Origin of the sequence: Candidatus Enterovibrio altilux (assembly GCF_002381345.1) — a bacterium.
GTDB lineage: Bacteria > Pseudomonadota > Gammaproteobacteria > Enterobacterales > Vibrionaceae > Enterovibrio > Enterovibrio altilux.
In genome coordinates, this window is the sequence record NZ_CP020660.1 from 556,304 (window position 1) to 571,877 (window position 15,574).

Annotated in this window: 10 protein-coding genes and 4 pseudogenes; 6 read left to right on the forward strand and 8 right to left on the reverse strand. The window is 36.0% G+C overall.

Going from position 1 to position 15,574, the window contains the following annotated elements; all coding sequences use genetic code 11:
- Positions 1–233 precede the first annotated feature (233 nt).
- Positions 234–965: pseudogene (locus BTN50_RS02340) on the forward strand (transposase).
- Positions 966–1,373: 408 nt separating this feature from the next.
- Here the strand turns inward: BTN50_RS02340 and mutH are convergent.
- The 3 genes from mutH to BTN50_RS02355 all read right to left on the reverse strand — a co-directional run bounded on the left by mutH (position 1,374) and on the right by BTN50_RS02355 (position 3,940).
- Positions 1,374–2,066, reverse strand: a complete 693-nt coding sequence (gene mutH / locus BTN50_RS02345; protein WP_096619519.1) for a DNA mismatch repair endonuclease MutH — start codon at positions 2,064–2,066, stop codon at positions 1,374–1,376.
- 336 nt (positions 2,067–2,402) lie between these two features.
- Entirely contained in the window at positions 2,403–2,957 is a 555-nt protein-coding gene (locus tag BTN50_RS02350) for a sugar transferase (protein ID WP_096618887.1), read from the reverse strand.
- A gap of 20 nt (positions 2,958–2,977) precedes the next feature.
- Positions 2,978–3,940 (reverse strand): UDP-glucose 4-epimerase family protein, encoded by a 963-nt coding sequence (locus BTN50_RS02355; RefSeq protein ID WP_096618888.1) that lies wholly within the window; start codon positions 3,938–3,940, stop codon positions 2,978–2,980.
- Positions 3,941–4,095: 155 nt separating this feature from the next.
- Between BTN50_RS02355 and BTN50_RS02360 the strand changes: the two genes are divergently transcribed.
- Positions 4,096–5,997 carry a polysaccharide biosynthesis protein gene (locus BTN50_RS02360; protein WP_096618889.1) on the forward strand — a complete coding sequence of 634 codons (1,902 nt, stop codon included), beginning with the start codon at positions 4,096–4,098 and terminating at the stop codon, positions 5,995–5,997.
- A 1,070-nt stretch (positions 5,998–7,067) separates the two neighbouring features.
- Here the strand turns inward: BTN50_RS02360 and BTN50_RS10840 are convergent.
- A pseudogene (locus BTN50_RS10840) lies at positions 7,068–7,885 on the reverse strand (IS5 family transposase); the annotation flags it as partial.
- 806 nt (positions 7,886–8,691) lie between these two features.
- On the opposite strand from BTN50_RS10840, the gene BTN50_RS02370 reads away from it, so the two are divergent.
- From BTN50_RS02370 to BTN50_RS12010, 3 genes are all read left to right on the forward strand, one after another.
- The gene (locus BTN50_RS02370) at positions 8,692–9,465 is read left to right on the forward strand and encodes a gamma-glutamyl-gamma-aminobutyrate hydrolase family protein (RefSeq protein ID WP_096618891.1); all 774 of its coding nucleotides are present in this window, start codon (positions 8,692–8,694) and stop codon (positions 9,463–9,465) included.
- The gene (locus tag BTN50_RS02375; protein ID WP_096618892.1) at positions 9,458–10,804 is read left to right on the forward strand and encodes a glutamine synthetase family protein; all 1,347 of its coding nucleotides are present in this window, start codon (positions 9,458–9,460) and stop codon (positions 10,802–10,804) included. The genes BTN50_RS02370 and BTN50_RS02375 overlap by 8 nt, the downstream gene beginning before the upstream one ends.
- 275 nt (positions 10,805–11,079) lie before the next feature.
- Positions 11,080–11,202, forward strand: a complete 123-nt coding sequence (locus BTN50_RS12010; RefSeq protein ID WP_223823263.1) for an IS1-like element transposase — start codon at positions 11,080–11,082, stop codon at positions 11,200–11,202.
- A 188-nt stretch (positions 11,203–11,390) separates the two neighbouring features.
- Here the strand turns inward: BTN50_RS12010 and BTN50_RS02380 are convergent.
- Positions 11,391–12,209, reverse strand: a pseudogene (locus BTN50_RS02380) (IS5 family transposase).
- A 164-nt stretch (positions 12,210–12,373) separates the two neighbouring features.
- Between BTN50_RS02380 and BTN50_RS09950 the strand changes: the two are divergent.
- Positions 12,374–12,544, forward strand: coding sequence for a hypothetical protein (locus tag BTN50_RS09950; protein ID WP_161492909.1), 171 nt, complete (start codon positions 12,374–12,376; stop codon positions 12,542–12,544).
- Between the two features lie 73 nt (positions 12,545–12,617).
- Here the strand turns inward: BTN50_RS09950 and BTN50_RS02385 are convergent, their stop codons facing one another.
- The 3 genes and pseudogenes from BTN50_RS02385 to BTN50_RS02395 form a co-directional block, all read right to left on the reverse strand.
- Positions 12,618–12,902, reverse strand: a complete 285-nt coding sequence (locus tag BTN50_RS02385) for a 2Fe-2S iron-sulfur cluster-binding protein (protein WP_096618893.1) — start codon at positions 12,900–12,902, stop codon at positions 12,618–12,620.
- 73 nt (positions 12,903–12,975) lie between these two features.
- A pseudogene (locus BTN50_RS02390) lies at positions 12,976–13,896 on the reverse strand (IS5 family transposase).
- A gap of 237 nt (positions 13,897–14,133) precedes the next feature.
- A complete protein-coding gene (locus tag BTN50_RS02395) occupies positions 14,134–14,733 on the reverse strand; it encodes a thiol:disulfide interchange protein DsbA/DsbL (protein WP_394336774.1) in 600 nt (199 codons plus the stop codon).
- Positions 14,734–15,574 lie beyond the last annotated feature (841 nt).

A 15,574-nucleotide genomic window follows, 5' to 3' on the forward strand; every position in this document is an offset into this window, starting at 1 on the left:
CCCATAGCCACTTTATTCAGCTGAGAGCCAGGCTATAACAGATAAAGTAATGGAGCTAATGGGAAATATGCACTAAAAATTGATCAATTTTTAAAATTTTATGACTTTATTTACTCAATAAGGGAACTAAATTACTAATCTACGCTCTAAACAGCGAGGCTCATTTAAATATTAACGCTTATGGCAAGCCTCGCTGTCAAACAATTAACAGGAGGTAGTGTAATCAAATGTAAATCAATCGTGACTCACTCACCTTCTGATTGATGAAGAAGCTATTCGGATTTGGAATCAAACTGAGCAGAAAAATCATAAAAAACTTTATTTATCTAGCAACTTAACGATGACGGCAGTTTTCATGATTCAACACGTATTTTCAATGCCATTGAGAGGTCTGCAAGGATTCCTTAATTCTGTTTGCAAATGTGCTTAACTGCCATTGTCATACTCTCACTACTCATGCTTTAACAACGTGCGAGCCAAAACAGTGAACGTCACGTTCAAAACGAAGAATAAAGGCACTAGCCAGCACTTAGCTATTAATTCCACGGAGATAAAAATATGTATAAAATCATTCCTGTTGAATTAAGAGCATCAAATGTGACTTATGGTAAAGTACTATCTAACTTGCTCAAACAAACCCGCCGAAGAATCAATGAATAATATTATACAACCGTTAGTATTAAACGAACGGTTCCACTCATACCACTAAGATAGAAGGGCAACTTGTTGAAAATGAGACCATCCACGTAAACGAGTGGTCAGTTACCAAAAATTATACGGTTCAAATCAGCATTGGAAAACAGGATATGACTACAATCAACACTCCTTATCAGAGACATCAATGTTTAAAATTAAAAATTTTTCGGAGGCATGTTGAACTTAAGGACTCACAACACTCAGATTAGCAAAACCCAGTCATTACAAAAGTACTAAATAAGCTAATCAGGTCAGGTATGCCTAAATAGTGAGTCATGATAAGATTTACTATCTGAATCTACATTAAAAAACAAATTTAGCTAAATCATTAAATAAACTAATTTTTTACAAATATCCTGTTTAATGTGATTGCATAGCTGAACGGCTTCTGCATCAATCCATAACATTAGTAAGCCACAATTTATTAAAACTTGATTATACTGCTTCAGTTAGTTGTGTTGTAGTGACGCTTGTCCATAAACAACATATATTTCAGTTAATTTAACTGTTTAGAATGTATGTAGATTACTAATTTAGTTCTTTGATTTAAGGAATAAAGCTGCTGGAAGGATCGGTAGTATAGAACTTACAATAGTAGAATTAATGTCCACTATGGCTCATTTAGTGCTTTTGAACTGTACTTGCTGGCTTACAAAAATAGAAAGACGACATGCAGATCATTCTTTAGTGATATCGAGATTAGAAAGCATGAAATGATTTGCTAGGATTCTACTGGTAAATTGAGTTCTAAAATAAAAGCCTCTTGGCATAGTTCTAATTGGCTGCCCATTTACACCATAGGCTTTTGTAAGTGCTTTGCTATTTGCTGCTTTTGGCCTCAACTGTAGATGTTCACCGTGCTGTGCAGTAATTTGATGTACTTTCCCCAATACAATAAATTCCATCAGTTCTTCCCAATCAGCCTTAAGTTGTGCTTCTTCTTCTATGGAAGGTTGCCAAATTAACGGCATACCAACATATCTTTCGCACAGTGGGATTTCTCGCTCACCTTCGACAGGAATCCATAATATTTTTAATATTTTATTGCGAATGTTACTAACTTCCCACGTCAAGCCGTGTACATCTTTAAGTGGTGCAACACAAACAAATGTAGTTTCTAATGGTTTACCAGTATAACTTATTGGTATCGATTTTAGCTCTATACCAATGTTCTGAAAGTCTTGCATTTGTTTATTGCCAGCTGTAGCACCAAGACACGTTTCCAATAACATGCCAACCCATCCTTTTTCTCTACGAAGATCTACGGGACAAGTTATATGGCATTTTTGGGCGAGTTCTCCCAGCGTAAAACCGGCCAAAGCATACGCTCGGTCGAGCAATTCGGCTTCTGACGTTGGGGCTGGAATCATGACCATATCCCATATCCATTCAATTTTTTTCATTGAAAGTGCTAATAGCATAATCAATTAGTTTTTAACATGTATGAGCAATCAATGACAATACATTATTTTTAGCAAAATGAAGCTTAAACTACGTATTATTAAAATGATTTTATCTCCTAAATTAAGGGACTAAATTATCAATTTAGGTGACTTTGTTTCTTAAACCTAGTTATAATAGTGAATCATATTGAAATTTATTATCTGAACTCACGTCAAAAATAAAGTCAGTTTATAGCATGGTCTTGAATCATTCATAAATTAAGCGCTTTCAATGCTTACAAGCATACATAAATTTAAAGTTATCTAGCTGTTTTTTATTTTGTCGCCAGAACCACTACCAGTGACGGTTTGCATGATTAAAATAAGGTAATTTTTCACAGACATCATCTCAATCATTCGTCGATCCCACGCAGCAAGTTTTTTTGGTGTAGCCATGTCTATCGCATGGACTTGCGCTAGTCCAGTTATTCCAGGCAAAACATCAAATACACTATTTTTCTCTCTAGCTTTGATAAGTTCTTTTTGATTAAACAAACAAGGACGAGGTCCAACTAAACTCATATCTCCTTTCAGCACATTAATCAACTGTGGAAGTTCATCCAATTTAGTTTTTCGCAAAAACACACCAAATTTAGTGACTGAAGAAGCGCTTGCTAGATGCGTCGCTACTGATGCTGTTTCTGGTGTCATGGTACGAAATTTGATGAGCATGAAGGGCTTTTGATTTTTACCCACACGCATTTGACAAAAAATAGGAGATTTAGTGTCAAAATAACTAAGCATAGTAACCAGTAACAACACAGGGCACAAAAATAAAAGACCAAACAAGGCAAAAAGAAAATCGAGGTGTCTAATCACAGTAGTCTTCTCTATAAAATTTACAACTTATTAGTCTTCATGGCATTCAAATATGCATCGACTGTCTTGGCTATTCCTCGTTCAAAACTAACGGGAGGAATCCAATCAAGCGACTGCATCGTATCTGAAATATCAACCTGCAGATTACCACATAAGCGATTAGCAATATCCGTTTTTCCAAGCAAACGAGCAGTATATTCAAGTATACGTTGAGGCAATGGTAGAAGTCGACTTGGTCTTCCCATGCTAATGGTGATTTGCTTTAAAAGCCTTGTGGTAGACACATCATCATTATCTGAAACAAGAAACGTCCTCCCAACAGCATTAGGATGTGTGCAGCATGTCAATACTAATGAGACAAGATTATCAATATAAACAAAGCTTCTGTAGTTATTGATAGCCCCAAATGGTAACGGAGTTCCTTTGCACACGATATTCATCATAGATTGAAAATTAGCTTTTACCCCTTCTCCATATACTAATGGAGGACGAATAATACAAACTTCCAGTCCTGTTTGTTCTGCAATTTTTTTTAACCCAATTTCTGCTTCATATTTACTCAAACCATAAAAATTACTAGGTGGTTGTGAAACCGCAGAGACAAATGCCTGCCCCAAGGATGTTTGTTCCCCATTCACTTTAATGGAACTAATGAATACGAAACGTTTAACGCCAGCCTCTACTGCCTGACGAGTAAGATTCAATGTACCTAAAATATTGGTATCTCGATAAGCTTGAAGAATGTTGGCATCATTTTTCACACCTTTCATTTGATGTACACAAGCAGCACAATGAACAATACAATCAATATCTTTTAGGTGAGCAGACCAATCAGTATGAGCTTGAATATCACAAACGATTGTATTATTTGCTTGAAATGCTACATTTCTGACTTGCTTTTTCACGGACCAATTTTTATGTTTAGCGACGTTTGATACACGATTTCCAATAAAACCGCTTGCACCTGTGACGAGTACTTTCACCTTAATTCCTTTATGTCTTAGTAATCATATCAAGATTCTGCCATCCAACACTAGCGAGTCGCACTAAAGCTACATACAATAGGCGACAATATATAATTATATGTTTTAACATAATCATTTTGATGCTAATTTCTACGAGAGTTACTCAGACCTTAATGTTTACTCCGATTCAACTACTTCTCAATGCACAACGCAAAAATAAGCGCATTATCAGTGTTATCTACGATATTGTCGCAGTAACTCTATCGCTCTATTTTGCAATGACACTGCGTTTAGACACGCTAACGTTTCCCATTGATGCGGCAGCAATATTCTGCATGCTTATTACTTGTGCCATAACTATTTTCAGTTTTATAAAATTAGGGATGTATCGCGCTATCCTGCGGTACATGATGCTGCCGGCGGTTGGCAATATCTTTATCGCAGTGGTTGTGTCAGCTATCACCCTTGCGATAAGCAGTTTTTTCTTGCAGGCCTTTATCCCTCGAAGCGTACCATTTATTTATGCTAGCTTAGCGATGATTACGCTCGGTACTCCTCGCATTATGATCCGTACCGTATATTATCATCATTACCGGCGTAAAAAACCAAACGTTTTAATCTATGGCGCAGGATCTACAGGACGTGATCTTGCCTATTCTCTTATGCAAGGAGGAGAATATCATCCTGTCGCATTTTTAGACGATAATCCTGCCAAAACAGGGCAAATTATTACAGGAATAAAAATTTATACATCGGCTGAATTCGAAAAACTCCATTCTCTCTATGAACCTGTAAAACTTTTGCTCGCCATCAATAACATAAGCAAAGGCGAAAGGTTACGATTAATTAATGAGTTATCTCACTGGCCTATTGAAGTGCAATCCGTACCTTCTGTAGAAGACATTGTCTCCGGTAAGGCAAGGGTTACTGATATTAAAGATTTAGACATTGCCGATTTACTAGGAAGGGAGCCTGTGTCTCCCAATACAGAGTTACTTCAAAAAAATATAACAGATAAAAGCGTATTGGTTACGGGTGCCGGCGGGTCTATCGGTTCAGAGTTATGTCGCCAAATTTTTACTCAAAATCCCAAAACGTTAGTTCTATTTGAACTCAATGAATACAATCTGTATGCTATTCATCAAGAATTAGAAACATTTAAAAATAATTTTGGCTTAGAAACCCATTTAGTTGCTGCTTTGGGATCGGTGCAAAAAGAGAACCGATTAACTAAGCTGATGACAGAATACAAGATAGAGTCTGTTTATCATTCAGCTGCTTATAAACATGTACCGCTTGTCGAAGACAATATCATTGAGGGCATCCAAAATAATGTCTTTGGAACATTAGCTTGTGCAAATGCAGCGATTGCAACGGGTGTTAAAAATTTTACTCTCATATCTACCGATAAAGCTGTGCGTCCAACAAACATTATGGGCGCAAGCAAACGTATGGCTGAATTGGTACTGCAAGCTCTTGCTGATCGTAGCACTAAAACCAACTTCACTATGGTTCGTTTTGGCAATGTGCTGGGATCGTCAGGATCAGTAGTGCCTTTATTCAAAAAACAAGTTCGACAAGGTGGGCCTGTCACAGTCACTCACCCAGATATTACACGATATTTCATGCTAATTCCTGAGGCAGCACAGTTGGTTATTCAAGCTAGTGCAATGGGTCATAATGGACAAGTATTCGTTCTCGATATGGGCGAACCCGTTAAAATAGTTGATCTTGCTAAACATATGATTAATTTGATGGGAATGAAAAGTTATATATCAGAGACAGGCGACACAGATGGCGACATTGAAATTCGCTTTTTAGGGTTACGGCCAGGTGAAAAACTTTATGAAGAATTGCTAATTGGAGATAACATAGAAAGCACAAGTCATCATAAAATCATGACAGCTAAAGAAGTAAAACTCGGATGGGATGAAATGAAAGATTTGTTAAAAAAACTTGACGTTTGTTGCCATAATTTTAATACTGACTGTATTAGGCGTATCTTACTAGAAGCACCAACAGGGTACAAGCCAAATCAAAAAATTGACACTGTTCCCATGCGTATCAGACATTAATCATACCCGTGTCCACTGCACATAAATTTTTTGATAAATTAAGTCTAGCATTAAAGTTCGACTGGAGAAAAATTTATAGTTATTGAATATGCTTTATTTTTCAAAATATATAAACTCATACAATAGACTATGACAGTTTCTATAACTTATAGCCAAAAATAAAAACGCTAAATTACTCATAATGATTGAGACCTTCTTTCTTAAATTAAAAAACTAAATTATCAATCTACGCGGTTTTATTTCCTAATTTTCGTTCAGATAACAAATACCAAGATCACTCACTATTAAACACCTATTTACATTTTAGGCATACCTAGCTCTGTCAGCTGATGTAATGCTTTCACCATGGCAAACGATGTCGCTAAGCTAGGCTTATTATCCTTTAGGCTCAATTTTTCTTCGAAGAGTGTTTTAATTCAAAGTATTTTCATTTTTGATAACCATACCGCGTTTTATCATGCTCATGCAAACCGTATAATTTCTGGTAACTGACGACTAAATTACACAGATAATTTCATTTTCAAAAAATTGCTTCTTTTCTTAGTAGGATAAGTGAAACCTCTCGTTTAATACGACCGGTTTCGTAAGTTTATTCAGTATCGTAAGCTCCACCGCCTAACATTTCATTGATTCTTCTGCCAGTCTGTTTGAGCAAGTTAAGTAGCATTTCATCGTCAGCCACATTTGATCAACTTAATTCAACAGCAATGATTCATGCATGTTTATATCTCCTGCTAAATGTAATTTACGCCAGACTTAACCTTCATCATCAATACCAGGCTTTGTTACTTTTAATTTTTCTTCACTGTAAATTTTTAAGCCTATAGAATCAATGGATAAGTGCTAGATCGTTCCTTTCTTTTTTGCTTAAAGCTTAACGCTAACCATTTTGGTTTGCTTGCTAATACATGAATAGTGCGGGCATGATAACGGCCGATGAACAAATTTGACCAAAGATTAATGAATCCTCGCAGACCCCTAAACAGCAATACGATTCACTATTAACCAATTGCTTTCATTTAAGGCATGCCTAGCCCAGTTAACTCATGTAACGCTTTTATCATGCCTTAAATTTCGCTAATTTGAGCATTGTGACTTCTTAAGCTCAATGCTCCTTCCAGTAGTTTTTTAATTCAAAATATTTCTGTCTCTGACAGGGAACGTTTATGGTAATCATGCTGCCTTTTCCAATGCTTATTTAAACCGTATAACTTCGGATAACTGATCGCTAAATTATGCGGATGACCTTGTTTCCAAACTTTTTATTTTTTTGATAAAATGGGTGCAATCGTTCGTCTAAGACGAACGGTTGCGTAACATTATCTGGTGTCGTAAGCACCATCGCCTAATATTTCATTGAATATTCAGTAAATCTATTGAAACAAATTAAGTAGCACTTCACCATCAGTCACATCTGATGCACTGAACTCAGCAAAATGATTTCAGGCGTATTTATATCTACTGCTAAATGTAACTTGCGCTAGACTCACCGTTTCCCATCAGTGCTATGCTTTTTACTTTTAATTTTCCTTTACTATAAACTTTTGGTCCGTAAAACCAATAACTAAGTGCTATGTGCTTCCTTTACTCTTCGTCTTGAACCGTTTTGGATCGCTTTTTAATGCATGCATAGCTAAGGCATGATGATAGTTAAGCATATGTAAAAAACAGAATTCACGAATCCTTGCAGGCCTCTCAATGACATTGAAAATACGCATTTAACTATGAGGGTCGTCGTCATGGCTAAACCGCTAAATAAACGAGGCCTCCCATAATTATCCAACTTAGTTTAATTCCATAGCTGAATAGCTTCATCAATCCAGAATATTAGCGAACGATTCTTGATTATACGGCTTCCAGTTACTATTTTGTAGCGAAGATTGTTCATAAGCCTGAATATTTGAATGAGCCTAACTGTTTAGAATGTTAATTGAAAATTTAGTTTTTTTATTTAGGAAATAAAAACGGTTATCATAAACATTCCATAGCAGAGACGGCGATGGTTCGAGTCAAAAAGCTACTGGGAAGAACATTTAGCCTAAAGAATCACACAACCCAGATTAATGAAACCGTAGCCATGATAATAGCGTTACATAAGCTGATAAACTAGATATGCCTGACATAAAAGCGATTGTCTAATCATGCTCATGTTTGGGATCTGCTATGTGAATTCAAAGTAAGAAATAGAGCCATGTTAAGAGAAAAATTGTGTGACTTCATTTCAATTGGGAAACCCCAGAGATTTTTTGAAGAATATTCTTTTTACTAGATATCATATCTGTCACTTATCTTACGCATAAATTATATGACTCATCCTTAGTAAGGACAGTAAGTAAGTAATAAATACTCACCATCACCAACCACATTGCAGATAATATATTGCATCCTTACTATTTAAATCAACGTGACAAAATGGAATAAATTAAGTTTTAGTTATATTAATAAAAAGCAAATAATTCATCCTAAATATTAATTTGCTCTCTTGCGTAATTTATTTTTAACGTGTAGCGTGGACACGATAAAAGCATAATAATTTTGCAAACGTAAAAACCACCTAAATACAATGTCATTAAGATAATACAATAGTGAACAACCATACGAGAAAAAAATTTTTGTGCTTTTGCGAATATCCGCTCAGTCGAGGTAAACATTAATAGCAGATATTGGGTAATAGGTTGAAAAATAGAGGTATGTATGCCCCATTCAATAATTCCTATAGTAGGTGTAGTCAGTTGCACAAGTAAGTTAGGATTACATCTTTTCCATATCGCAGGAGAAAAATACCTCAGCGGTGTTTTTGAGGTAGCTAATTGCTGTCCCCTTATCATTCCAGTGTTAGGGAAAACTTTGCCTATAGAAACTTTCCTTGCATTGTGCGACGGTATTTTATTTACAGGTTCCACTTCTAATATTGAACCTCATCATTATGATGAAGAAAAAAAAGAACCTAGCACAGATTATGATCCTCAACGAGATGCAACGACATTACCACTGATGCGACATGCCATTACAGTAGGTGTTCCTGTGTTAGCTATTTGTCGTGGTTTCCAAGAAATGAATGTGGTGATGGGGGGTACACTTCATCAAAAGCTACATGACATTGGTGGATTTATCGAGCATCATGAAGACAAAATTACACCTGCTCATCTTCAGTATGGTATTTCTCACACAGTAAATATTGAACCAGGAGGCATTATCTACGAAGCATGGGGCCGCACTTCTGCCGAGGTTAATTCTGTTCATACGCAAGGCGTAGATAGATTAGGCAATGGATTACGACCAGAAGCATACGCTCCAGATGGTCTAGTTGAAGCTGTTTCCGTAATTAATTCAAAACAATTTGCTTTAGGTGTGCAGTGGCATCCTGAGTGGGAAGTTATAAAAAATCCTTTTTATTCAGTTATCTTCAAAGTTTTCGGAAATGCCTGCAGACTAAGAGCAAATAATAGTGAGAAAAACCATGGATAAGCTTAAAGAGTGGTTACACAATAATGAAATAACCGAAGTAGAATGTGTGGTTGGCGATATGTCTGGGATTGCCAGAGGTAAAATTTCCCCCGTTGATAAATTCATCAGCGAAGGTGAAATGCGGCTGCCGGAAAGTGTATTATTGCAAACGGTAACTGGTGATTATGTAGATGATGATATTTATTATACCTTATTGGATGAAGCCAACATTGATTTTATTTGTAAGCCAGATGAAAATGCTGTTTATCTCTTACCTTGGACGATAGAAAAAACCGCGCAAATCATACATGACACGTTCGATAAAATGGGTAATCCAATTGAATTAACGCCTCGTAATGTGCTTAAAAAAGTGCTCAAACTCTATGAAGAACGTAACTGGAAGCCTGTAGTTGCACCAGAAATGGAATTTTATTTAGCCGCACGAAGCGCTGATCCCGCTTTACCATTAAACCCACCGATTGGCCGATCTGGTCGCATTGAAAAAGGGCGCCAATCATTTTCAATTGATGCCGCGAATGAATTTGATCCTTTATTTGAAGACATGTATGACTGGTGTGAAACCCAAGGTTTAGCGATTAATACGTTGATTCATGAAGAAGGCATTGCACAGATGGAAATTAATTTCCGTCATGGCGATCCGCTTATGCTTTCTGATCAAGTATTTGTGTTTAAACGCACCCTCAAAGAGGCTGCGCTAAAACATAATGTGGTCGCAACATTCATGTCTAAGCCAATAACTGATGAGCCTGGTAGTGCAATGCATCTTCACCAAAGTATTTGGGATATCAATACCGGTACTAATATCTTCACGAATGAAGATGGTACCAGCTCTTCATTGTTCTATGAACACATTGCAGGTCTTCAGCAGTTTATTCCCAAAATGTTACCTCTCTTTGCGCCAAACGTGAACTCTTTCCGTCGTTTTCTTCTTCATACCTCTGCACCTCTCAATGTGGAATGGGGTGAAGAAAATCGAACGTGTGGATTACGTATACCAAATTGCTCATCACAAAACCGACGCATTGAGAACCGATTGCCCGGGGCAGACGCTAACAGCTATTTGGTTATTGCGGCTAGTTTATTGTGCGGCTACATCGGCATGATAAAAAATCTTAAACCTACATCACCAGCTCAAGGACGAAGCTATGAAATCAAAAGTTCTCCATTACCTTGCACCTTAGAAAGTGCATTGGAATCCATGGAAAATTGCGATGAAGTAGCAGAGTATTTAAGTGTTGCATTTGCAAAAGCATTCATTGCGGTCAAGCGCACAGAGCACGAAAATTTTAAACGTGTAATCAGCTCTTGGGAACGTGAGTTCTTATTGCTAACAGTATAGCTATTACAAGAACATTACTGACTATATATTCCCAACACCGGTGGATATATAAGTTAATATAATTATTATATATTCAATCGATTAAACTTAGTGTCATGTTCACCTTTGAAGAAGTTATGGTTGTGGCTACCCTTAATATTAAGTATCGTTCGTGTTAGTAAATGAGTGTAGTTTAAAACTATAAAATAGCCCATGGCTAATATCAACGCTATCATTGTAAATCATGCTGACAAATCTTCCGGCTTGAATATACCTGTAACATTTGTTAGCCAAGTATAAAAGGTCACATATATGTACTTGCTATGAATAATACTAATACTCGTAATGTGGCTCGTATGCTACACATCAATATTAATACGGTTATTCGTATCTTAAGACAGATAAATCTCGCTGTGTAATTACTATTTTTTTGACGAGCAAGAAGTGGTGCTTATCTGCGAAGAAATTGAACCATGATTTTTCACGGTTAACAAAAAATTTTGCGTTAGCTCTCATATGCATGTGAAAGCTTTATTTCCTCACGCGAATTCAGACAGTAAATCCTAACATGATTAACTGTTAGACAATCACGTTCATTTGCAGCATCTTAGCCTGCCAGTTCATTTAGCGCTTTTGTCATTACGTAGGTTTCTTTAACCTGAGCCTTATGATCCCTGAAGTTCAATGTCCGTCTGAAAATTTTTTGACTCTAAACATTGTTGTCTCTTATAGGGAACGTTCATGGTAATCATACCTCGTTTTTTAATGCTAATTAAAACCATATAACTTCTGGTAACTAATCACCAAATTACATGGATGACCTCGGTCCCAATAGTTGTTTCTTTTTGTGGAGAGATGAATAGAACCGCTCGTTTAATACGAACGGGGTCCTAGTAAGCACTATCACCTTATACTTCATTAATTTTTCGGTGAGTCTATTTGAACAAGTTAAGTAACATTCAATCGTGAGTCACATTTGATGCACTTAATTCAACAACAATAATTGCATACGCATTTATATCTGCCGTTCAATATAACTTACGCCAGACTCGCTGCCTCCTATCAGTACAATGTTTTTTTACTTACCATTCGCCTTCACCGTAGATTCTAGCCCCCGTAGCAGCACTGACTCAGTGCTGGATGGTTCCTGTATTGTTCATCTTGAATCTAAAGTTAACCGTTTTAAAACGTTTGCTGATGCATGAATAGTTAAGGCATTACAACGGCAATTGAGTAAATTTATAAACAACATTAATAAATCTCTGCAGACCTTTCAATGGCAATGAAAATAAGTGTTTAACCATGAAGACCACAGTAATAACTGAGTCGCTAAATAAACGAATTTTCTATGATTAGCCTTCTTAGTTTGATTCCATAGCTAAATAGCGTCTCCATCAATCCAAAATATTAGTAAGCAACGGTTGATTAAAGTTCGCTTATATTACTTCAAGTTAGCTGTTTTGTAGCACAGTTTATTTATAGACCTGCATATTTAAGTGACCTAGCTGTTTAGAGTGTTAATTGAAAATTTAGCTTCCTTATCTAGAAAATAAAGCCAATTACCAGAAACGTTTCCTGTCAAAGATAACAATGTTTCGAGTCAAAAAATTTTTTAGAGAAATATTGAGCTTAAGAGATCACAATCCTCAGGTTAGCAAAGCTTACACCAGGATAAAAGCATTAAACAATTTGACCGAGATAAGTATGCCTAAAATAAAAGTGAGGTTTTCATGGTTCATCATATTGGAACTTGCTATCTGAATTCAAATTAAAAAATAAAGTAATTTTAGTTTTAAACTCATCAATAAGACAAACGAAACTAAATTTTAGCTCGTTAACTTTGTGGATTAATAATGATGTCACCATGAACAACACACTGGCAAGCCAACCGCAGTTTTTCATCATCTAAATCAAGTGTTTCTAGTAAATCTTGTTCATCTTCATTTCTTAGGCTAATATTTTGCATACCAGATACAACGTCAATTAAGCAAGTCCCACACGCAGCAGATTGGCAACCAAACGATACTTCATTATCACGGCTGTCTTCAAGATCAATCAAAGAGCTATGGTTAGGTAAATTAATACTGTTTCCAGTTTTAAGAAAAGTCACTATTGGCACATTGAACCTCCATTAAGGTGTTAAAGACTATTTTAATTACAATTTAGATAGTAAAGTCCAACATGATTCACTATTACATCATAGCTTTCATTTTAAGCATACTTAATCCTGTCAACTTATCTAACGCTTTTATCATGGAGTAGGTTTCACTAATCTGAGCATTACGATTCCTTAGACTCAATATTCTTCCAAGTGATTTTTTGACTCAGAACATTGCCGTCTCTTATAGAGAATGTTTATAGTAATCATACTTAGTTTTCAATACTGATTTGAACCGTATAACTTCTGGTAACTGACCGCTCAATTACGTGGATGATCTCATTCCTAAAAAGTTGTCTCTTTTATTGGTGAGATGAGTAGAACCGCTCGTTTAATATGAACGGTTTCACAACATTGTCTGGTATCGTTAGCACTATCGGCTGACATTGTACTGATTTCTCAGTGGGATCTGTTTGAAGAACTTAGGTAACACTTCACCGTCAGTCACATTTAATGCACTTAATTCCGCAGTAATAATTTAATACATATTTATATTTACTGCTAAATGCAACATATGCCAGACTTGCTGTTTCCCATCAGTCCCATGCTTTTTTACTTTCCTCTCTCTTTCACCATAGACTTTGAGTCCCATAGAGTCAATAGCTAAGTACTGGATGGTTCCTTTATTCTTCGCCTTGAATGTGATGTTAACCATTTTGATTCATTTGCTAACGCATGAATAGTAAGGACATGATAGTGGCAGTCGAGCAAGTTTAAAAACAAAGTTAATGCATTCTTTCAAACTTTTCCATGGCATTGGAAATACGTATTTAATCATGAAGGCTGTCCTAATGGCTAAGTCACTAAATAAACGAGATCTCCCATGATTACACTGCTTAGTTTAGTTCTATAGCTGAATCAGCTTTTCATTGATTCAAAATGTTAGTAAACAACTATTAATTAAAACTGGATTATACACTTTCCGGCCGGTGGTTTTGTGGCGAGACTTGTCTATAGACCTAAATATTTAAATGAACCTCGTTGTTTAGAGCGTAGATTAATAATTGAGTTTCCTCATTTAGGCAACAAAGCTGTCCACTAACCAGAGCGGATACGGATGCTCTTGAGATGGTACTGCATAATCTTAACCTGTAGATGTAAGCGTACCATCTCATAATTAAAGTGTTAAAAATCATTGCTGGTTTGGCTGGGAATACCAATATTCAATATAGACATTTCATGACTAATCAGATTACTGCGTTAGCAGAAAGTTGATCAATGCAAAGTAGTCTTCCTTTGATTTGAGCGTTTCTGGTGTTACGTGGTATTTACCATTGACAATAACAGCAGGTACGCCACTAAGACCTGAGTCTTGAAATGCTTTATCAAACCGGTTTGCCATTGCATTAGTAGCGAAGCTGTTATAAACCTCATCAAACTGATCACCGTCAATCCCTTCATCAATGAATATCTGACGAACTTCATCTTCAGTGCGTGGTGGTTTTTGCAGGAGATGAATGCGGTTGAATATAACTGGCACCATGCTATCTTCGATATTCAGAATTACTAACGTTGCATAGGCTTTGATTGTGGCTTTACCTATATTACCACCCATGAATGAAACATGGTTCTTTTGGAAGATTGCATTTTTGGGAATTTGTTTTTTGAGCTCTGTCATTAAGCCTTGGTTTTTATAACAATGTAGGCAATAAAAGGAAAAGAACTCGGTGACAGTTGGTGCCTGAGTTGATGGTAAGTTTAGTATTTTGTAATCTTCGCCAGCATTAAAGCGAGCCGCTTGAGCTGAACAGGCTAGCATGATAAAAATTGGCATTATGAGTAATTTTGTCAACATAAATATCTTGCTCCTTCATATATTTAAAGATACTGGCCACTAAGGTATAAGTAACAGAAGCGGTTCCTCAAATGAGTTCATTGTTTTTTAAAGGTTAAGCACTGAATGTTCCTAGTATTTTACCTGAATAAATCAATGGAATGCACAAAAAATAAATTTTTTCATCATTTTGCTAGTCACACCATATATATTCAATTAACTTGAAAATGCAAATTTAAGCAGCTGAAATGTATCGTTAATTCTGAACATCAAAAAACCAATAATGTTTGAAAAAATCATCAAAAAACATTGTTTCTGGACTGTGTATTCATCATCTACCACAATAGCTCTATTGGGTTGAGATCCGGTCTATAAGTAAGTAAATAGCGTAGCTTTATATTAAAAATAAAATACTGCATTTTTAATATAATTAATTCTATAATATACTGCTCCGTTAAATATGGAGCTGATGCATTAACAAGCAACTATCTCCGGTTGTTGAAAAAAGAACAATATCTCTATTTATTACTTCATTTTCCAGGCTAAGTTATGTATTTTATAGATTGAATTTAATCTTAGAAGGCCATGCATTCATTAAATAAAACTTCGCATAATGTATTTTTTTCCTGAAGTGATTATTGTAAGCTATGTGAAACTTTATTTCTTACTTCGAGTTCAGATAACAAATCTCAATATAATTCACTGTTAAATCATCGCTTGCATTTTAGATTTACCTCATGCTGTCAGAGTATTTAACGTTTTGACATGGCACAGATTTTACTAATCATAACATTGTGCTCCCTTGGGCTCAATGTTCCTCCGAAGAATTTTTTGATTCGAAACATTACCGTTTCTAATA

Bases quoted from the DNA above. Each gene is read 5' to 3' on its own strand.
- mutH (WP_096619519.1), bottom strand. From the start codon at position 2,066: ATGATTCCAGCCCCAACGTCAGAAGCCGAATTGCTCGACCGAGCGTAT.
- BTN50_RS02360 (WP_096618889.1), top strand. From the start codon at position 4,096: ATGTTTACTCCGATTCAACTACTTCTCAATGCACAACGCAAAAATAAG.
- BTN50_RS02370 (WP_096618891.1), top strand. From the start codon at position 8,692: ATGCCCCATTCAATAATTCCTATAGTAGGTGTAGTCAGTTGCACAAGT.
- BTN50_RS02375 (WP_096618892.1), top strand. From the start codon at position 9,458: ATGGATAAGCTTAAAGAGTGGTTACACAATAATGAAATAACCGAAGTA.
- BTN50_RS09950 (WP_161492909.1), top strand. From the start codon at position 12,374: ATGTTTCGAGTCAAAAAATTTTTTAGAGAAATATTGAGCTTAAGAGAT.